Below are 18,047 nucleotides of genomic sequence, written 5' to 3' on the forward strand. Positions count from 1 at the left end.
TGCGCGCCGTCGTCCACGGAGTCGCCGTCGGCCGGCGCCGGGCCCGCCGTCGGCGGGGTCGAGGCCGGTGCGGCCTGGGCGCTGCCGCCGCGGCGCTGGCGCAGCCGCTCCTGCAGCTCGCGCCGGGCGGCCTTGGCGGCGGCGGACATCACCTCGCGGCTGGGCGGCTTGCCGGCGCCGCCCCACAGCACCTGACGGCCCATCGCGATCGGCTCGGCCTTCTCGCCCGGCTCGGGCATGAACTCGGGCAGCGCGCAGACCTCGATCTGCTGACCGGTGAACTGCTCGATGGCCATCATCCAGCCCTCCTCGTCGAGGCTGACGAAGCTGAGCGCCTCCCCTTGCGCGCCGGCGCGGCCGGTGCGGCCGATGCGGTGCACGTAGTCCTCCGGCACGTTGGGGATGTCGTAGTTGATGACGTGCGGCAGCTCCTCGATGTCGATGCCGCGCGCGGCGATGTCGGTGGCCACCAGCACGCGCAGCTGCCCGGCCTTGAAGCCCTCCAGCGCCTGCGTGCGCGCGGTCTGGCTTTTGTTGCCGTGCAGCGCCATGGCGCTGATGCCCTGCTCGTTGAGGAACTGCGCCACCTGGTTGGCGCCGAACTTGGTGCGCGTGAACACCAGCACCTGGTGCCAGCCGTTGGCGTCGAGCAGGTGTTTCAGCAGCGCCATCTTCTTCGTGCGTCCGACCGGGTAGATGGTCTGGCGCACGCGCTGCGCGGTGGTGTTGGCCGGCGTGACCTGGATGTAGCGCGGCTCGCGCAGCAGGCCGGCGGCCAGCGCCTTGATCTCGTCGCTGAAGGTGGCCGAGAACAGCAGGCTCTGCTTGCTGGCCGGCAGCAGCGCCAGCACCTTGCGCACGTCGTGGATGAAGCCCATGTCGAGCATGCGGTCGGCCTCGTCCAGCACCAGGATCTCGACCCTGGAGAGGTCGAGGTGGCCCTGGTCGGCCAGATCCAGCAGGCGGCCCGGCGTGGCCACCAGGATGTCGGTGCCCTTGGCGAGCTTTTCGATCTGCGGGTTGAGGCCGACGCCGCCGAACACCACCACCGAGCGCAGCTTGAGGTGCTTGCCGTAGGCCTTGATCGACTCGCCGACCTGGGCGGCCAGCTCGCGCGTGGGCGTCAGGATCAGCGCCCGGATGGGGCGGAACTGGCCGCGCTTGGGCGGCTCGCCCGTGGTGGCCAGGCGCTGCAGCAGCGGCAGCGTGAAGGCGGCGGTCTTGCCGGTGCCGGTCTGCGCGCCGGCCAGCACGTCGTGGCCGGCCAGCACGGCCGGGATGGCCTCGGCCTGGATCGGGGTGGGCGCGGTGTAGCCCTGTTCGCGCACGGCCTCCACGAGGGCGGGCAGCAGTTGCAGTTCTTCGAATGTCATGTCGTTTCAGGAGCGCCCATGCCGGGGCGCGCGGCATCGACCCTTCGGCCGCCGGCGGCCCGTCATGCGGGCCGCACCGGCCAACGCGCGCACCGGACGCAGCCCGGGCATCGTTGCCGGCCGGGCCGTGACTGAGGCGGCCCGACTGTGCGTGATTGTCGCATAACTGGGATAATCGGCACCATCCCGGGTGCCTGCCCGGGCCATTTTTTTCATGCATCCGTTGTTTTTGCTGAAGGTGACCCTGCGATGGCCCAGTACGTGTTCACGATGAACCGCGTCTCCAAGACCGTGCCGCCGAAGCGGCAGATCTTGAAGGACATCTCGCTGAGCTTCTTTCCCGGGGCCAAGATCGGCGTGCTCGGCCTCAACGGCGCCGGCAAGTCCACGCTGCTGCGCATCATGGCCGGCGTCGACAAGGATTTCGAGGGCGAGGCCGTGCCGATGCCGGGCATCAAGATCGGCTACCTGCCGCAGGAGCCGCAGCTCGACCCCGACAAGACGGTGCGTGAAGTGGTGGAGGAGGGCATCGGCGGGGCGCTGGCGGCCAAGAAGCGGCTGGAGGAGGTCTATGCGGCCTACGCCGAGCCCGACGCCGACTTCGACAAGCTGGCCGCCGAGCAGGCCGAGCTGGAGGCCATCATCGCCGCCGCCGGCAGCGAGAACACCGACCTGCAGCTGGAGCTGGCCGCCGATGCGCTGAACCTGCCGCCTTGGGATGCGGTGATCCGCCACCTCTCCGGCGGCGAGAAGCGTCGCGTGGCGCTGTGCCGGCTGCTGCTGTCCAAGCCCGACATGCTGCTGCTGGACGAACCGACCAACCACCTCGACGCCGAAAGCGTCCATTGGCTGGAGCAGTACCTGCAGCGCTTCCCCGGCACCGTGGTGGCCATCACGCACGACCGCTACTTCCTCGACAACGCGGCGGAGTGGATCCTGGAGCTGGACCGCGGCATGGGCATCCCGTACAAGGGCAACTACTCGCAGTGGCTGGAGCAGAAGGAGCGCCGGCTGGAGCAGGAGCAGAAGGCCGAGGACGCGCGCCGCAAGGCGATGAAGGAGGAGCTCAAGTGGGTGCGCGCCAACGCCAAGGGTCGCCAGGCCAAGAGCAAGGCGCGCCTGCAGCGCTTCGAGGAGCTGTGCGACGTCGAGTATCAGAAGCGCAACGAGACCAACGAGATCTTCATCCCGGTGGCCGACCGGCTGGGCTCGCAGGTGATCGAGTTCCGCAACGTCAGCAAGGGCTTCGGCAACCGGCTGCTGATCGACAACCTCTCGTTCAACGTGCCGGCCGGCGCCATCGTCGGCATCATCGGCCCCAACGGCGCGGGCAAGTCCACGCTGTTCCGCATGATCCAGGGCGTGGAAAAGCCCGACAGCGGCGAGATCATCATCGGCCAGACGGCCAGGCTGGCCTTCGTCGACCAGAGCCGTGACTGCCTGGATCCGAACAAGACCGTGTGGGAGGAGGTCTCCGGCGGGCTGGACAACATCGTCGTGGGCAAGTTCGTGATGCCCAGCCGCGCCTACCTGGGCCGCTTCAACTTCAAGGGCAACGACCAGCAAAAGCGCGTCGGCGACCTCTCCGGCGGCGAGCGCGGCCGGCTGCACCTGGCCAAGACGCTGGCCAAGGGAGGCAACGTGCTGCTGCTGGACGAGCCGTCCAACGACCTCGACGTCGAGACGCTGCGCGCGTTGGAGGAGGCGCTGCTGGAGTTCGCCGGCTCGGCGCTGGTCATCAGCCACGACCGCTGGTTCCTCGACCGCATCTGCACCCACATCCTGGCCTACGAGGGCGACAGCCAGTGGTATTTCTACGACGGCAACTTCACCGAGTACGAGGCCGACAAGGTGCGCCGGCTCGGTGAGGAGGGCGCGCGGCCCAAGCGCGTGCGCTTCAAGTCGCTGGCGTGACGGCGGGCCGCCCGCCGTCTGGCCGGCAGGGTGCGGTTTCGGCCAAAATGATGGCAATGCGACGCCAACTGACCGAAATCGAGGCCGAAGTCGATCCGAACGGGACGTACACCACGCTGCAGGTGGCGCGCCTGCTCGGCATGGCGGTGCGCTCGGTGCAGCTGATGGTCGACCGCGGCGACCTGCAGGCCTGGAAGACCCCCGGGGGCCACCGGCGCATCACCGGCGAGTCGCTGCGCGCCTGGATCCGGCGCAGCCGCACCCCGGCGCCGCCGCAGGAGGCGCGCCGGCGCGCGACGCGCGGCCGTGCCGCACCGTGCGTGCTGCTGATCGAGGACTCGGCACATTTCCAGCAGCTCGTGCAGCTGCTGATGCGCCAGCGCTTTCCGGACGTGCAGCTGCATGTCGCGGACGACGGCATCTCCGGGCTGGTCTCGTTCGGCCAGCTGCAGCCGGATCTGCTGATCGTCGACATCCTGCTGCCCGGCATCGATGGCGCCTCGATGATCCTGGGCCTGCGCAACCACGCGCTGTTCGGCCGCTGCGAGCTCATCGTGCTGACGGCGCTGGACGAGGCCCAGCGCGCCGACTACGCCCACGCGCTGCAGGGCGTCACCGTGGTGCACAAGCCCGACCTGATGCGCGAGCTGCCCGGCCTGATCGAGCGGGCGCTGGGCGCGCGCCTCAGCCCGCCCAGCGCGCCAGCCAGTCGCCCGGCAGCAGCCACAGCAGCGCGGCCGTCATGACGACGTAGCGGGCGAACTTGCCGATGGCCATGTAGGCCACGCACGGCCAGAACGGAAACTTGAGCCAGCCCGCCACCGCGCACAGCGGGTCGCCCACCGCCGGCAGCCAGCTCAGCAGGCAGGCCTTGGGGCCGAAGCGTTCCAGCCAGTCCAGCGCACGCAGGTGCGTCGGCGAGCCGCGCGCGCGGTCGATGGCGGCGTGCGCGCCGTAGCCCATCGCCCAGCTGATGGCGCCGCCGGCGGTGTTGCCGACGGTGGCCACCAGCACCGCCGGCCAGAACAGCTCGGGGTTGAGCTTGACCAGCGCGAACACCGCCGGCTCCGAGCCCATCGGCAGCAGCGTGGCCGACACCAGCGCGACGACGAACACCGTGGTCAGCCCGACCTCCGGCAGGCTGAGGGTGTGCAGCAGGGGGGCGATCCAGGCATCCATGGCGGTCTCGGTCGGCCGGCGGGCAGTATAGGCGCTGGGGGTGGGGGTACAATCGTGCCCAATTTTTCAGCAGCCCGTTCCTCCCCCTTCCCCTTCCCGCCCGCTTGCCATGACCGCCGGCCCCGCGATCGGCCCCTACCGGCTGCCCAACCGCCTGTTCGTCGCGCCGATGGCCGGGGTGACGGACCGGCCGTTCCGGCGGCTGTGCAGGCGGCTGGGGGCCGGCCATGCGGTCAGCGAGATGATCACCTCGCGCCCGGAGCTGCAGGCCAGCCTCAAGACCGCGCGGCGCGCCAACCACGACGGCGAGCCGGGGCCGATCGCGGTGCAGATCGCCGGCACCGACCCGGCGATGATGGCCGAGGCGGCGCGCCACAACATCGACCGCGGCGCGCAGATCATCGACATCAACATGGGCTGCCCGGCCAAGAAGGTCTGCCACAAGTGGGCCGGCTCGGCGCTGATGCAGGACGAGGCGCTGGCCGCCGCGATCATCGAGGCGGTGGTGGCGGCCTGCGCGCCGCACGGCGTGCCGGTGACGCTGAAGATGCGCACCGGCTGGTGCGCCGCGGCACGCAACGCGCCGCGGCTGGCGCGCATCGCCGAGGACGCCGGCGTGCAGATGCTCGTCATCCACGGCCGCACGCGCGAGCAGGGCTACGGCGGCGTGGCCGAGCACGACACCACGGCGCTCGTCAAGACGCTGGTGCGCATCCCGGTGGTGGCCAACGGCGACCTCGACAGCGCTGAGACGGTGCGCCGGGTGCTGGCGCACACCGGGGCCGATGCGGTGATGATCGGCCGCGCCGCGCAGGGGCGGCCGTGGCTGTTCCGCGACATCCTGCATGAGCTGCGCACCGGCCGGCCGGCGCCGCCGCCCACCACCGCCGAGCTGCGCGAGTGGCTGCGCGAGCACCTGCTGGACCACTACGCGCTCTACGGCGAGGCCGCCGGCGTGCGCAGCGCGCGCAAGCACCTGCTGTGGTACCTGCGCGCGCTCGGCGGCCCGGTGGCGGCGCAGGAGCGGCTGCGCGCCGCGGTGATCGAGGCCGAGCGGGCCGAGCAGCAGCTGCGGGCGCTGGAGGACTTTCTCGACGAGCGCGACGCCGCCGCGGCCGGCGAGCCGCGCGCCATCCCTGAACCCGAGGCCGCGCTGCTGGCGGCCTGACGATGCCCCCCTCACCCGACGATGGCTGACCCGACCCCCCACCTGCCCGACTGCGTGCGCGCCAGTCTCGAGGCCTATTTCGCGACGCTGGGCGACACCGAACCGGCCAACCTGCACGAGATGCTGGTGCGCGCGGTGGAGCGGCCGCTGCTGGAGGTGGTGATGGCGCGCGCGCGCGGCAACCAGTCGCGCGCCGCCCAGTGGCTGGGCCTGAACCGCAACACGCTGCGCAAGAAGCTGCTCGAGCACGGCCTGCTCGACGGCTGAGCGCCGCCCCCCCGATTCACCGCAACCGACCCCCGAGGATCCCCGACGATGAGAGCCCTGATTTCCGTCTCCGACAAGACCGGCGTGCTGGAGCTGGCGCGCGAGCTGCACGCGCTGGGCGTGCAGCTGATCTCCACCGGCGGCACCGCCCGCCTGCTGGCCGAGGCCGGCCTGCCGGTCACCGAGGTGGCCGACGTGACCGGCTTTCCGGAGATGCTGGACGGCCGCGTCAAGACGCTGCACCCCAGGATCCACGGCGGCCTGCTGGCGCGGCGCGACGTGCCGGCGCACATGGCGGCGCTGGCGCAGCACGGGATCGCGCCGATCGACCTGCTGGTGGTCAACCTCTATCCGTTCGAGGCCACGGTGGCGCGCCCGGGCTGCACGCTGGCCGACGCGATCGAGAACATCGACATCGGCGGGCCGGCGATGGTGCGCTCGGCGGCCAAGAACTGGCGTGATGTGGCCGTGCTGACCGACCCGGCGCAGTACGCCCCGGTGCTGGCGGAGCTCAAGGACGGCGGGCGCGTGAGCGAGGCCACGCGCCTGAAGCTCGCGGTGGCGGCGTTCAACCGCATCGCCCAGTACGACGCCGCGATCAGCCAGTATCTGTCGGCGCTGGACCTGTCGGCCGGCGTGCCGGCGGCCGAGGCCGAGCCGGCGCGGCTGCCCTTTCCGGCCCAGTTCAACGCCTGCTGGACCAAGGTGCAGGACCTGCGCTACGGCGAGAACCCGCACCAGCAGGCCGCCTTCTACCGCGACCCGGACGCGCCGGTGGGGTCGCTGGCCACCGCGCAGCAGCTGCAGGGCAAGGAGCTCTCGTACAACAACATCGCCGACGCCGATGCGGCGTGGGAGTGCGTCAAGGGCTTCGAGGCGCCGGCCTGCGTCATCATCAAGCACGCCAACCCGTGTGGCGTGGCCATCGGCGCCACCGCGCTGGAGGCCTACCGCAAGGCGTTCCAGACCGACCCCACGAGCGCCTTCGGCGGCATCATCGCCTTCAACCGGGCGCTGGACGGCCAGGCCGCGCAGGCGGTGGCGCAGCAGTTCGTCGAGGTGCTGATCGCGCCGGACTTCACGCCCGAGGCGCTGGCGGTGTTCAAGGCCAAGGCCAACGTGCGGCTGCTGCGCATCGCGCTGCCCACCGACGTGGCCGCGACGCGCAACCGGCTGCACCTGCAGCGCGTCGGCGGCGGCGTGCTGGTGCAGACCGCCGACCACCACGTGCTGCGGCCGCAGGATCTGCGCGTCGTCACGCGCCGCCAGCCCACCGCGCAGGAGCTGCAGGACCTTCTGTTCGCCTGGGCCGTGGCGCAGTACGTCAAGAGCAACGCGATCGTCTTCTGCAAGGACGGCATGACGATGGGCGTGGGCGCCGGACAGATGAGCCGGCTGGACTCCGCGCGCATCGCCAGCCTCAAGGCGCAGGCCGCGGGCCTGAGCCTGCAGGGCACGGCGGTGGCCAGCGACGCCTTCTTCCCGTTCCGCGACGGGCTGGACGTGGTGGTGGACGCGGGGGCCACCTGCGTGATCCAGCCGGGCGGCTCGGTGCGCGACGCCGAGGTGATCGCCGCCGCCGACGAGCGCGGCGTGGCGATGGTCTTCACCGGCGTGCGCCACTTCCGCCACTGACGGCGCAAGCGCCGGATGGCGCCGTTTTTTGCGCTATAATGCGGGCTTCAACGACGCGGCTGTAGCTCAGTTGGATAGAGTACTTGGCTACGAACCAAGGGGTCGTGGGTTCGAATCCTGCCAGCCGCGCCAACGTATCCCAAGGCCAGTCCCGTGTGACTGGCCTTTTTTCTGCCCGGCCTTGCGCCGTCGGCCGCCATGCCAGCTCCCGGCGACATCACGCTGCATGATCTGACCGCGGGTTACGAGCGCCACCCGGCGGTGCACCACGTCAGCCTGCGCTGGCCCTCGGGGAGCCTGGCGGCGGTGGTGGGGCCCAACGGGGCGGGCAAGTCCACGCTGCTGAAATGCGTCGCCGGCCGCCTGCGCCCGATGCACGGGCGCATCGACGGCGTGGAGCCGGCGCGCGTGGCCTACCTGCCGCAGGTCAGCGAGGTCGACCGCAGCTTTCCGATCACCGTGGCCGAGCTGGTCGGCATGGGCCTGTGGCACGAGCTCGGGCCGTGGCGCCGGCCCGCCGCGGGTCAGCGCGCGCGTGTGGCCGCGGCGATCGCCGAGGTCGGGCTGCAGGGCTTCGAGCGCCGCACGCTGGAGACGCTGTCGGGCGGGCAGTTCCAGCGCGCGCTGTTTGCGCGCCTGATGCTGCAGGACGCGCCGGTGGTGCTGCTGGATGAGCCGTTCACCGGGGTGGACGCGCGCACGCTGGAGGATCTGGTGTGCGTGCTGCGGCGCTGGCACGAGCAGGGCCGCACCGTGATCGCCGTGCTGCACGACCTGGCGCTGGTGCGCGCGGTGTTTCCGTTGACGACGCTGCTGGCGCGCGAGCTGGTGGCGCACGGGCCGACGGCGGCGGTGCTGACCGAGCCGAACCTGCTGCGCGCGCGCCAGCTGCAGGAGGCGTTCGATGAGCGCGCCGGGCCATGCGAGCTTGACGCGGCCGAGGTGGGCGTGACCGATGGAGGGCACCGGCCCCATGCTTGAGGCGCTGCTGGCGACCACCGGGCTGGAATTCGACTTCATGCGTCGCGCGGCGCTGGGCTGCGCGTTGCTGGCGCTGGGGGCCGCGCCGGTGGGGGTGCTGCTGATGCTGCGCCGCATGAGCCTGATGGGCGACGCGATGTCGCACGCCATCCTGCCCGGGGCGGCGGTCGGCTACCTGCTGGCAGGGCTGTCGCTGCCGGCGCTGACGCTGGGCGGCGTGTTGGGCGGGCTGGTGGTGGCCGCCGCCGCCGGCGCGATGGCGCGCCACACGGTGCTGCGCGAGGATGCGGCGCTGGCGGTGTTCTACCTCGTGGCGCTGGCGCTGGGGGTGCTGATCATCTCGGTGCGCGGCACGCAGGTCGATCTGCTGCACGTGCTGTTCGGGTCGGTGCTGGCGCTGGACGAGGCGGTGCTGGCGCTGCTGGCGGCCGTGGCGCTGGTCACGCTCGCGGGGCTGGTCTTGCTGTGGCGGCCGTTGGTCATGGAGTGCGTCGATCCGGCGTTTCTGCGCGGCGTCAGCCGCTGGGGGGCGCTGGCGCACCAGGGGTTCCTGGCGCTGGTGGTGATCAACCTCGTGGCGGCGTTCCACGCGCTGGGCACGCTGATGGCGGTGGGCATGATGATGTTGCCGGCGGCGGCGGCGCGGCTGTGGACGCGACGGCTGCAGCCGATGGTGGCGGTGGCGGTGCTGACCGGCGTGCTGGGCGGCTGGCTCGGGCTGCTCGCGTCGTATGCGGCCGACTGGCCCACCAGCCCGACCATCGTGCTGTTGCTGGGGGCCTGGTATGCGGCCTCGCTGCTGCTGGCACCGCAGGGCTGGTGGCGCCGGCGCCGGGTGCCGCCGCGGCACCTGCGCGGCTAGCGCGGCCGCCGTCCCGTGGGGGCATGGCCGAAGGCGGCGGCCGCGGTCATCGGGGGGCGTTAAGCTACGGCGCCATGCGTGCCTGGCGTGCCTCCCTGCTTTGGTTCGACCCCGACGCCGACCACCCTCAGTTGCACTTCGAGCGCGACGGCCTGCTCGTCGCCGCCCCGGGGGCCGACGGTGTCTGGCGCGTGCAGGCCATCGGCCCCTTCGAGGCGGTGCGCCCGCGCTGGCCGCAGCTGCCGGTGCAGGACGCGTCGGGTCGGCTGATCGCGCCCGGCTTCATCGACCTGCACGTGCACTACCCGCAGACCGACCTCATCGGCGCGCCGGCCGACGGGCTGCTGCCGTGGCTCGAGCGCTACACCTTCCCGCACGAGGCGCGCTTCGCCGACCCGGCGCATGCCGAGGCGGTGGCGGCGTTCTTTCTCGACGAGATGCGCCGCCATGGCGTGACGACGGCGCTGACGTTTGCCACCTCGCACCCGGCGTCGGTGGACGCGCTGCTGCGCCAGGCGCAGGCGCGCGGGCTGCGCTGGATCGCCGGCAAGGTGCTGCAGGACCGCCACAGCCCGGACGGCGTGCGCGACGAGACCGAACGCAGCCTGCTGGACACCGAGGCGCTGATCGCGCGCTGGCACGGCCGGGGCCGGCTGGGCTACGCCATCACGCCGCGCTTCGCGCCGAGCTGCAGCGATGCGCAGCTGCGCGGTGCCGGCGAGCTGGCGGCACGTCATCCGGATGTCTGGATCCAGTCGCACGTCGCCGAAAACGTCGACGAGGTGCGCTGGGTGCGCACGCTCTACCCGCACGACCGCAGCTACCTCGCGGTCTACGAGCGCTTCGGCCTGCTGCGCCGGCGCGCCGTCTACGCGCACGGCATCTACCTGGACGACGCCGACCGCGCGCGGCTGGCCGACAGCGGCGCGGCGATCGCGGTGTCGCCGACCAGCAACCTGTTCCTCGGCAGCGGCTTCTTCGACTACGCGGCGGCGCGCGCGGCGGGGGTGACGCTGGGGCTGGCCAGTGACGTCGGCGGCGGCATGAGCTTCAACCCTTTCGCGACGATGCGTGCCGCCTACACGGTGGGCCGCGCGGCGGTGCGCGGCGACGGCGCGGCCAAGGTCGGGGTGAGCCTTGCGCCCGAGGACCTATGGTGGCAGCACACCGCCGGCGCCGCCCGCGCCTTGGGGCTGCAGGGCGTGGTGGGGTCGCTCGCCCCCGGCAGCGAGGCCGACTTCGTCGTGCTCGACCCGCAGGCCACGCCGCTGCTGGCGCGCCGCACCGCGCAGGCGGCAAGCCTTGCCGAATGGCTGTTTGCCTTCATCGTGCTGGCCGACGAGCGCGCCGTGCGCGACGTGCACGTGGCTGGCGCGCCAGCCCTGCAACACAGCAGCAACGTCGATGCCGCATGATGCACAGCCGCATGATTCGCTTCGGTTGTCGATACGGCTGGTCGGTCAGCGCGCTGCTGCTGGTTGCGTGGGCGCTGGGAGGGTGCGCAACGCCGCCCCGTTCAGCCGCGCCCGAGCCGGCGCTGTCGTTGCCGGCAGCTTGGAGCGCCGCCGACGAGGGTGTCTTGCCGGGGCCGGCGTTGGCGGCGGAAAACTGGTGGCAGGGCTTTGGCGACGCGGCGCTGAATGCCTGGGTGCAAGCGGCGCTGCAAGCCAACGCCGATGTGCGCAGCGCCGCCGCGGCGTTGGCGCAAGCGCGCGCGGCGCGGCAAGCGGCGCAGGCCGCCCTTAGCCCAACGCTGGACGCCGGGGTGCGCGCCCGACGCCAGGCCACCGAGGCGGCCAGCGGCAACCTTTTCGGCGCTGGCCTGGACGCCAGCTGGGAGCTCGACCTCTGGGGGCGCCGCGCTGCTGCGGTGCAGGCGGCGCAGGCCGACGCGCAGGCCAGCGCCGCGACGCTGGCGTGGACGCGCGTGTCGCTGGCGGCGGAAGTGGCGTTGGCCTATTTCGACGGCTGGAGCGCGCGCGAGCGCTCGGAGCTGGCTGCCCGAAGCTTGGCGGCGCAGGAAGACAGCGTGCGCTTGACCGCGTGGCGCGTGCAGGCTGGCCTGGTGCCGCAGCAGGATCTGGACACCGCGCGCGCGAGCTTGGAGCAAACCCGCGCCAGCCTCGCCGCGCTGCGCGCCGCGCAACGTCAAGCGTTGCACGCCTTGGTGCTGTTGGCCGGGCGCGCCCCGGGGCAGGTGCTGGCCGAGCCGCGCCGCGAGCCGCCCGAGCCGCCGCCCGCTTGGGCGCTGCCGCTGCCGGCGCAGCTGCTGACGCAGCGGCCTGATGTGGCCGCCGCGCAGGCCCGCCTGCAAGCGGCGGCGGCGCGCTTGCGTCAGGCTGAGGCGGCGCGCTGGCCGACGCTGACGCTGACCGGCAGTTTAAGCTGGCAGGCGCCACGGGTCACCGACCTGTTCGATCCCGCGGCGCTGACGCGCAGCCTCGCGGCGGCGTTGCTGGCTCCGGTGATCGATGGCGGCTTGCGCCTGGCGCAGCAACGCCAGCAGGAGGCCGCCGTCGAGCAGGCACGCGCGGCGCTGGAGGGCGCGCTGCTGGCGGCGCTGCGTGACGTCGAAAACGCGCTGGTGGCCATCGCCGCCGAGCGCGCGCGCGTGCAGCACCTGCGCGCCGCCGAAGCCGCCGCCGAGGCCGCGCTGCGGCAGGCCACGCAGCGCCACCAGGCGGGACTGACCGATCTGCGCGTCCTGCTGGAGGCGCAGCGCACGTGGCTGACTGTGGGCAGCGAGCGCGTCGCCGCGCAGGCGCAGCTGGCCGCGGCTTACGTGCGGCTGGCCAAGGCGCTGGGCGGTGGCTGGACGCCGCAGGCCGAAGCCGACACCGTGGCCGCCAACCCGAAACAGGACTGACGATGCTGGGCTGGAAGCGCAAACCCCGACCCGCCGACGCCGACGTGCAACGGCTGCTCGGTCCTGAACGGGCGCCGCGCGGGTGGCGCCGCCCGTGGCCGTGGCTGCTGCTGGTCGCGGCGCTGGCTGCCGCCTGGGGCTGGCCGGCGTGGCGCGCGCGCAGCGCCGAGCAGGCCAAGCCGGTCTACGTCACCGAGCCGCTCAAGCGCGGCGACCTGGTGCTCAACGTCACCGCCAACGGCACGCTGCAGCCGGTGCGCTCGGTCAACGTCGGCAGCGAGCTGTCGGGTACGGTGCGCGAGGTGCTGGTCGACGTCAACGACCGCGTGCAGCGCGGCCAGGTGCTGGTGGTGCTGGACACCGCCAAGCTGCAGGATCAGGTGCAGGCGGCGCGCGCGGCGCTGGCCTCGGCCGAGGCGCAGGTGCTGCAGGCCGACGCCAGCGCGCGCGAGGCCGAGGCCACCCTTGCCAGGCTGGAGGAGCTGGCGCGCCTGAGCGGTGGGGCGACCCCGGCGGCCAGCGAGCTGGACGCCGCGCGCGCGGCGCTGCAGCGCGCGCAGGCCCAGCAGGCGGTGGCGCGCGCCGCCGTCGAGCAGGCGCGCGCGACGCTTTCGACCAACGAGACCAACCTGGCCAAGGCGTCGATCCGCTCGCCGATCGACGGCGTGGTGCTGGCGCGCAACGTCGATCCGGGCAACGCGGTGGCGGCTTCCCTGCAGGCGGTCACGCTGCTGACGATCGCGCAGGATCTGCGCCGGCTCAAGCTCGACGTCGCGGTGGACGAGGCCGACGTCGGCCACGTGCGCGAGGGTCAGTCCGCCAGCTTCACCGTCGCGGCCTACCCTCGGCGGCGCTACCCGGCGCAGGTCGGGCGCGTGGCCTACGGCGCCACCAAGACCGACAACGTCGTCACCTACACCGCCACGCTCGACGTGGCCAACGACGACCTGTCGCTGCGGCCCGGCATGACCGCCACCGCCACCATCCGCGCCGCCGAGCGCCACGGCGTGCTGCTGGTGCCCAACACGGCGCTGCGCTTCACGCCGAGCGAGCCCGCCGCCGCGCCGGCGCAAGGCGGCGGGCTGGCCAGCCTGTTCATGCCGAAGGCGCCCACCGCCGGGCGCAAGACCGTGCGCGTCGACAGCCGCCTCGGCGGCCAGCGCCAGATCTGGATCCTGCGCGACGGCCAGCCGCAGGCGCTGCCGGTGACGGTGGGCATCAGCGACGGGCGCTTCACCGAGGTCAGCGGCGAAGGTCTGGAGGAGGGGCTGCCGGTGATCGTCGAGCAACGCAGCAACGGCCGGGGACGATGAACGGGCTGCCGCAGGCCGAGGGGCCGCTGATCGCGCTGCGCGGCATCACCCGCACCTACGGGCGCGGCGCGGCGGCGTTCCAGGCGCTGCGCGGTGTCGACCTGGACGTGCAGGCCGGCGAGTTCGTCGCCATCATGGGGCCGAGCGGTTCGGGCAAATCGACGGCGATGAACATCCTCGGGCTGCTGGACACCCCCTCCGGCGGGGAATACCGCTTCCTCGGCGTGCCGGTGCAACATCTGTCGCGCGACGAGCGCGCGCGGCTGCGGCGGCGCCACTTCGGCTTCGTGTTCCAGGGCTTTCACCTGCTGCCGCGCACCACCGCGCTGGAAAACGTCGAGCTGCCGCTGATCTACCGCGGCGAGCCGGCGCGCCAGCGCCACGCCGCGGCGCGCGCGGCGCTGGCGGAGGTGGGCCTGGAAGGGTGGGAGCACCACACGCCGGCGGAGCTTTCCGGCGGGCAGCAGCAGCGCGTGGCCATCGCGCGCGCCATCGTCACGCAGCCGCGCGTGCTGCTGGCCGACGAGCCCACCGGCAACCTCGACTCGCAGCGCAGCCACGAGATCATGCAGCTGATCACGCGCCTCAATCGCGAACGCGGCATCACCGTGCTGATGGTCACGCACGAGGCCGACATCGCCGCCTACGCGCCGCGCGTGGTGCACTTCCGCGACGGACGCATCGAGCGCGAGCAGCGCCGCGAGGCGGTGGTGGCCGAGGGAGGGTGAGGCGCGATGTGGGGCAACACCGTGCTGCTGGCGCTGCGCTCGATCCGGCGCAACCTGCTGCGCTCGTTCCTGACCGTGCTCGGGGTGGTGATCGGCGTGGCGGCGGTGGTGACGATGGTCACCGTCGGCAACGGCGCCACGCGCGCGATCCAGCAGCAGATCGCCAGCCTGGGCGTCAACCTGCTGCAGGTGCGCCCGGGCCAGCGCCTCGGCCCGGGCGGCTTCGGCGGCGGCGCGCCGGCGTTCAAGCTGGCCGATGCGCAGGCCGTCGCCAGCCAGGTGCCGGGGGTGCTGGCGGTGGCGGCGGAGGCGCGCTCCAGCGGGGCGGTGGTGGCCAACGGCCGCAACTGGAGCGCCAGCCTCGTGGGCGGCAGCGCCGACTGGCTGCTGACCAACAACTGGACGCTGGCCGACGGCCGCGCGTTCACCGAAGACGAGCACCGGCTCGGCGCGGCGGTGTGCATCCTCGGCGAGACGGTGCGCCGTGAGCTGTTCGGCCCCAACCCGGCGGTGGGCGACAGCGTGCGCGTGCGCCAGATGCCGTGCGAGGTGGTGGGGGTGCTGGCGCCGAAGGGCACCGGCGCGTTCGGCCAGGATCAGGACGACATCGTGCTGATGCCGATCACCACGCTGCACCGGCGCGTGGTCGGGCACACGCGCGTCTTCACGCTGCACGTCTCGATGCAGGATGGCGCCGACGCCGAGGCGGTCAAGGCCGGCCTGCGCGCGCTGCTGCGCGAGCGTCGCAGCCTGGCCGACGGCGAGGAGGACAACTTCAACATCCTCGACACCGCCCAGCTGGGCGAGACGATGGCCGGCACCACGCGCATCATGACGATGCTGCTGGGCGCGGTGGCCGCGGTCAGCCTCGTGGTCGGCGGCATCGGCATCATGAACATCATGCTGGTCAGCGTCACCGAGCGCACGCGCGAGATCGGCCTGCGGCTGGCCATCGGCGCGCTGGAGCGTGAGGTGATGGGGCAGTTCCTCGTCGAGGCGGTGGTGCTGGCCGCCTTCGGCGGTCTGGTGGGGTTGCTGCTGGCGCTGGCCGCCAGCGTCGGCCTGAGCCTGGCGATGGGCGTGCCGTTCGTGTTCGACCCGGCGATCAACCTGATCGCGTTCGCCGTGGCGGCGCTGATCGGCGTGGCGTTCGGCTATGTGCCCGCGCGCCGTGCCGCGCGCCTGGATCCGATCGAGGCGCTGCGGCACGAGTAAGGTGGCTGCGCGGCCGCCCACCTGGGGTGGTGGCGCCTCTCACGCCTTGCGGCGCGGGGCGACGTCGAGCTCGGCGGCCGGCGGCAGGAAGGCGTCAGTCCAGACGGCGTCGGGGTTGACGCGCGTCTTCGTGTTGAACGCGTCGGAGATCTGCGAGGCCATCAGTGCCAGCCGGCCTGGCACCACGCGGCCGAAGCCCTCGCGCAGCGCGTCCGGCGACATCACGACCGAGTCCAGCGCCAGCTTCAGGCGGCGCGTTTCCATCTCGACGTTGACGATGCCGTCGCGTTGCTTGACGAATTCGATGCCGTGCTCGGGGCGGGCCAGCACCTCGCGCACGCCGCGCGCGAACGCGCTCAGGAAGCCGCGCACCGCGGTGGGCTGCTCGCGGATCAGGCGCGGCGAGACGATCACCGCGTTGCCGTACAGCCGCACGCCGTGGGTGGCATACGGCATGATCGTGATCTCCTCCGGCTTGACGCCGCGCGCTTCCAGGCTCAGCAACGAGGTGAACGAAAAGCCGGTGATGGCGTCGACGTCGCCGCGCACCAGCATCGTCTCGCGCAGCGGCGGATCCATCGTGACCCAGGTGACCTGGCCGACGCCGTTGGCCTTCTGGAAGATCGGAAACGCCTTGCGGCCGGCGTCGAAGACCGGTGCCCCCATGCGCTTGCCGGTGAGGTCGGCGGGCTTGGCGATGCCGGATTTTTTCAGCGCCAGCACCGCCGCCGGCGTGTTGTTGTAGACCATCATCACCGCCACCGGCTTGTTCGGGGTGTCGGGGTTGTTGGCATGGAACTCCATCAGGGCGCCGAGGTCGGCGAATCCGATGTCGTAGGCCCCCGACGCGACGCGGCTGATCGCCGCGCCCGATCCGCTGCCGGCGTCGATCGTCACGTCCAGCCCCGCGTCGCGGAAGTAGCCCTTGGCGGCGGGCAGCAGGAACAGCGCCGAGGGGCCCTCGAAGCGCCAATCGAGCTGGAACTTGATCGGCAGGTTCTGCGCGTGCGCCAGGCCGGGCAGGGCGCAGGCGGCGGCCAATGCCGCGCTGTGTTTCAGGAAGGATCGCTTGTTCATGCGGTGGACTCCTGATGGGACGAGGGCAGCCGTGTGTGCGGATTTTGAAAAGCAAGAGCGGTGCCAGCCGTTGCGGGCGGCCAGGCCGGTTCCGCCCGCGTTCGCCGCAGGTCGGCGCGAGCCCCCTTCGCGAAGCCGGTGCCGTGGCTGCCCCGTCGTGGTGCGCCACCGCCCCGGGACGGAGCGCAGGCGGGCGTCGCGATGTCCCTGCCGCGCGGCTGGCCGTCGCGATACCCGGGAAGGCGCGGCGACCCTTCTCGTAGGTATGGAACTTGCTTCCTCCGTACGCGGAGAGTAGAAGCGTTCAGCCTGCGATCGGGGCAGGCGGGAAATTGCTCTCGGGGCCGGCGCGCGGCTCTGAGGGCGGCGTGCCGGCGTGACCATCCTTGCAACCCTTCGGTTCGGAGTCCGCCATGCTCGTCACCCGTCAACCCGTGTTCCGCCGCCACTGGTACGCCGTCATGCCGCTGTCGGCGCTGCGCGATGGCCCGCGTCCGTTCACGCTGCTTGGTGAAAACATCGTTCTGTTTCTCGACGCCGACGGCCAGCCCGCCGCGCTGCAGGACCGCTGCTGCCACCGCACCGCGCGCCTGAGCAAGGGCTGGTGCAAGGGCGGCGGGCTGCAGTGCGGCTACCACGGCTGGGTCTACGACCGGGAGGGTCGCGTCGTCGAGATCCCGCAGTACGAGCCGGGGCGTGAGATCCCGGCCCACTACCGCACGCGCGCCTACCGCTGCACCGCCCGCTACGGCTACGCCTGGGTGGCGCTCGAGGAGCCGCAGCTCGACATCCCGCCGATGCCGGAGTTCGATGCGCCCGGCTGGCGCACGATCTTCCAGTTCTACGAGACCTGGCACACCAGCCCGGTGCGGGCGCTGGAGAATTCCTTCGACAACGCCCACTTCAGCTTCGTGCACCGCGCCACCTTCGGCGTGGCCGAGCGCCCGCAGCCGAGCCGCTACCAGATCGTCGAGAACGAGCGCGGCTTTTATGCCGAGACGGTGATCGAGGCGGCCAACCCGGAACGCTTCCGCCGCATCAGCGGGGTGAACGAGCCGATCACGACGCGCCACATGCGCAACGCCTACCTGCGGCCGTTCGCACGCCGGCTCGATATCGAGTATCCGAGCGGCGTGCGCCACGTGATCCTGAATTGCTTCACGCCAATCGACGACGGTCGCATCCAGCTGTGCCAATGGCTGTTCCGCAACGACACCGAGGAGGACTGCCCGGCGCAGCTGCTGACCGAGTTCGACTACGAGATCACGCGCGAGGACAAGGACATCCTCGAATCGACCGACCCGGATGCGGTGGTCGACCTGCAGCGTCGTGGAGTCGAGTACTCCATGGATTCCGACCGCCCTGGCATCCTGATCCGCCGCCAGCTGATGCAGATGCTGACCGAGGCTGGCGAGACCGAGGTGCACCGCGGACTCGCGGCGGCCTGACACCGGCCGCCCGGCGGGGGG

16 protein-coding genes and 1 tRNA gene are annotated in these 18,047 nt (G+C 72.2%); 14 read left to right on the forward strand and 3 right to left on the reverse strand.

The features are described 5' to 3' along the window. A partial coding sequence (locus Tsedi_RS04425) for a DEAD/DEAH box helicase (RefSeq protein WP_143894014.1) occupies window positions 1–1,373 on the reverse strand: 1,373 nt, incomplete at its 3' end. Window positions 1,374–1,622: 249 nt separating this feature from the next. Between Tsedi_RS04425 and ettA the strand changes: the two genes are divergently transcribed. Further along, entirely contained in the window at window positions 1,623–3,287 is a 1,665-nt protein-coding gene (gene ettA, locus Tsedi_RS04430) for an energy-dependent translational throttle protein EttA (RefSeq protein WP_143894016.1), read from the forward strand. 56 nt (window positions 3,288–3,343) lie between these two features. Beyond that, window positions 3,344–4,033 (forward strand): response regulator, encoded by a 690-nt coding sequence (locus tag Tsedi_RS04435; protein ID WP_143894018.1) that lies wholly within the window; start codon window positions 3,344–3,346, stop codon window positions 4,031–4,033. On the opposite strand, the gene Tsedi_RS04440 is transcribed toward Tsedi_RS04435, so the two are convergent. Continuing rightward, a complete protein-coding gene (locus Tsedi_RS04440; protein WP_143894020.1) occupies window positions 3,972–4,466 on the reverse strand; it encodes a YqaA family protein in 495 nt (164 codons plus the stop codon). The two genes, Tsedi_RS04435 and Tsedi_RS04440, sit on opposite strands and share 62 nt — an antisense overlap. 109 nt (window positions 4,467–4,575) lie before the next feature. Here Tsedi_RS04440 and dusB point away from each other — a divergent pair, with 109 nt between their 5' ends. The 11 genes from dusB (at window position 4,576) to Tsedi_RS04495 (ending at window position 15,501) form a co-directional block, all read left to right on the forward strand. After that, window positions 4,576–5,634: a tRNA dihydrouridine synthase DusB gene (gene dusB, locus Tsedi_RS04445; RefSeq protein ID WP_143894022.1), complete on the forward strand. Its 1,059-nt coding sequence runs from the start codon at window positions 4,576–4,578 to the stop codon at window positions 5,632–5,634. Window positions 5,635–5,655: 21 nt separating this feature from the next. Then, entirely contained in the window at window positions 5,656–5,901 is a 246-nt protein-coding gene (locus Tsedi_RS04450; protein ID WP_143894024.1) for a helix-turn-helix domain-containing protein, read from the forward strand. A gap of 48 nt (window positions 5,902–5,949) precedes the next feature. Further along, window positions 5,950–7,536: a bifunctional phosphoribosylaminoimidazolecarboxamide formyltransferase/IMP cyclohydrolase gene (purH, locus tag Tsedi_RS04455; RefSeq protein ID WP_143894026.1), complete on the forward strand. Its 1,587-nt coding sequence runs from the start codon at window positions 5,950–5,952 to the stop codon at window positions 7,534–7,536. A gap of 55 nt (window positions 7,537–7,591) precedes the next feature. After that, window positions 7,592–7,668 (forward strand) — tRNA-Arg (locus Tsedi_RS04460). 66 nt (window positions 7,669–7,734) lie between these two features. After that, a complete protein-coding gene (gene aztA / locus Tsedi_RS04465; protein WP_143894028.1) occupies window positions 7,735–8,517 on the forward strand; it encodes a zinc ABC transporter ATP-binding protein AztA in 783 nt (260 codons plus the stop codon). After that, the gene (locus tag Tsedi_RS04470; protein ID WP_143894030.1) at window positions 8,510–9,379 is read left to right on the forward strand and encodes a metal ABC transporter permease; all 870 of its coding nucleotides are present in this window, start codon (window positions 8,510–8,512) and stop codon (window positions 9,377–9,379) included. Before aztA ends, Tsedi_RS04470 begins: the two co-directional genes overlap by 8 nt. A gap of 74 nt (window positions 9,380–9,453) precedes the next feature. After that, entirely contained in the window at window positions 9,454–10,794 is a 1,341-nt protein-coding gene (guaD, locus tag Tsedi_RS04475) for a guanine deaminase (protein WP_143894032.1), read from the forward strand. Further along, window positions 10,791–12,245 (forward strand): efflux transporter outer membrane subunit, encoded by a 1,455-nt coding sequence (locus tag Tsedi_RS04480; RefSeq protein WP_185970581.1) that lies wholly within the window; start codon window positions 10,791–10,793, stop codon window positions 12,243–12,245. Before guaD ends, Tsedi_RS04480 begins: the two co-directional genes overlap by 4 nt. A 2-nt stretch (window positions 12,246–12,247) precedes the next feature. After that, complete coding sequence (locus Tsedi_RS04485) at window positions 12,248–13,558, forward strand: efflux RND transporter periplasmic adaptor subunit (protein ID WP_143894036.1); 1,311 nt, start codon at window positions 12,248–12,250, stop codon at window positions 13,556–13,558. Continuing rightward, window positions 13,555–14,286 (forward strand): ABC transporter ATP-binding protein, encoded by a 732-nt coding sequence (locus Tsedi_RS04490; protein WP_143894038.1) that lies wholly within the window; start codon window positions 13,555–13,557, stop codon window positions 14,284–14,286. The genes Tsedi_RS04485 and Tsedi_RS04490 overlap by 4 nt, the downstream gene beginning before the upstream one ends. Window positions 14,287–14,292: 6 nt before the next feature. Further along, on the forward strand, window positions 14,293–15,501 hold the full coding sequence (locus Tsedi_RS04495; protein ID WP_143894040.1) for an ABC transporter permease: 1,209 nt from the start codon (window positions 14,293–14,295) through the stop codon (window positions 15,499–15,501). Between the two features lie 39 nt (window positions 15,502–15,540). Here Tsedi_RS04495 and Tsedi_RS04500 read toward each other — a convergent pair whose 3' ends face one another. Further along, window positions 15,541–16,578, reverse strand: coding sequence for an ABC transporter substrate-binding protein (locus Tsedi_RS04500; protein WP_143894042.1), 1,038 nt, complete (start codon window positions 16,576–16,578; stop codon window positions 15,541–15,543). A 413-nt stretch (window positions 16,579–16,991) separates the two neighbouring features. Between Tsedi_RS04500 and Tsedi_RS04505 the strand changes: the two genes are divergently transcribed. Then, window positions 16,992–18,026: an aromatic ring-hydroxylating dioxygenase subunit alpha gene (locus Tsedi_RS04505; protein ID WP_143894044.1), complete on the forward strand. Its 1,035-nt coding sequence runs from the start codon at window positions 16,992–16,994 to the stop codon at window positions 18,024–18,026. Window positions 18,027–18,047: the final 21 nt, after the last annotated feature.

Origin of the sequence: Tepidimonas sediminis (genome assembly GCF_007556605.1) — a bacterium.
Lineage (GTDB): Bacteria > Pseudomonadota > Gammaproteobacteria > Burkholderiales > Burkholderiaceae_C > Tepidimonas > Tepidimonas sediminis.

Excerpts from the sequence above, each read along its gene's own strand:
- ettA (WP_143894016.1), top strand. The coding sequence starts at position 1,623 with ATGGCCCAGTACGTGTTCACGATGAACCGCGTCTCCAAGACCGTGCCG.
- Tsedi_RS04435 (WP_143894018.1), top strand. The coding sequence starts at position 3,344 with ATGCGACGCCAACTGACCGAAATCGAGGCCGAAGTCGATCCGAACGGG.
- Tsedi_RS04440 (WP_143894020.1), bottom strand. The coding sequence starts at position 4,466 with ATGGATGCCTGGATCGCCCCCCTGCTGCACACCCTCAGCCTGCCGGAG.
- dusB (WP_143894022.1), top strand. The coding sequence starts at position 4,576 with ATGACCGCCGGCCCCGCGATCGGCCCCTACCGGCTGCCCAACCGCCTG.
- Tsedi_RS04450 (WP_143894024.1), top strand. The coding sequence starts at position 5,656 with ATGGCTGACCCGACCCCCCACCTGCCCGACTGCGTGCGCGCCAGTCTC.
- purH (WP_143894026.1), top strand. The coding sequence starts at position 5,950 with ATGAGAGCCCTGATTTCCGTCTCCGACAAGACCGGCGTGCTGGAGCTG.
- aztA (WP_143894028.1), top strand. The coding sequence starts at position 7,735 with ATGCCAGCTCCCGGCGACATCACGCTGCATGATCTGACCGCGGGTTAC.
- Tsedi_RS04470 (WP_143894030.1), top strand. The coding sequence starts at position 8,510 with ATGCTTGAGGCGCTGCTGGCGACCACCGGGCTGGAATTCGACTTCATG.
- guaD (WP_143894032.1), top strand. The coding sequence starts at position 9,454 with ATGCGTGCCTGGCGTGCCTCCCTGCTTTGGTTCGACCCCGACGCCGAC.
- Tsedi_RS04480 (WP_185970581.1), top strand. The coding sequence starts at position 10,791 with ATGATGCACAGCCGCATGATTCGCTTCGGTTGTCGATACGGCTGGTCG.
- Tsedi_RS04485 (WP_143894036.1), top strand. The coding sequence starts at position 12,248 with ATGCTGGGCTGGAAGCGCAAACCCCGACCCGCCGACGCCGACGTGCAA.
- Tsedi_RS04490 (WP_143894038.1), top strand. The coding sequence starts at position 13,555 with ATGAACGGGCTGCCGCAGGCCGAGGGGCCGCTGATCGCGCTGCGCGGC.
- Tsedi_RS04495 (WP_143894040.1), top strand. The coding sequence starts at position 14,293 with ATGTGGGGCAACACCGTGCTGCTGGCGCTGCGCTCGATCCGGCGCAAC.
- Tsedi_RS04500 (WP_143894042.1), bottom strand. The coding sequence starts at position 16,578 with ATGAACAAGCGATCCTTCCTGAAACACAGCGCGGCATTGGCCGCCGCC.
- Tsedi_RS04505 (WP_143894044.1), top strand. The coding sequence starts at position 16,992 with ATGCTCGTCACCCGTCAACCCGTGTTCCGCCGCCACTGGTACGCCGTC.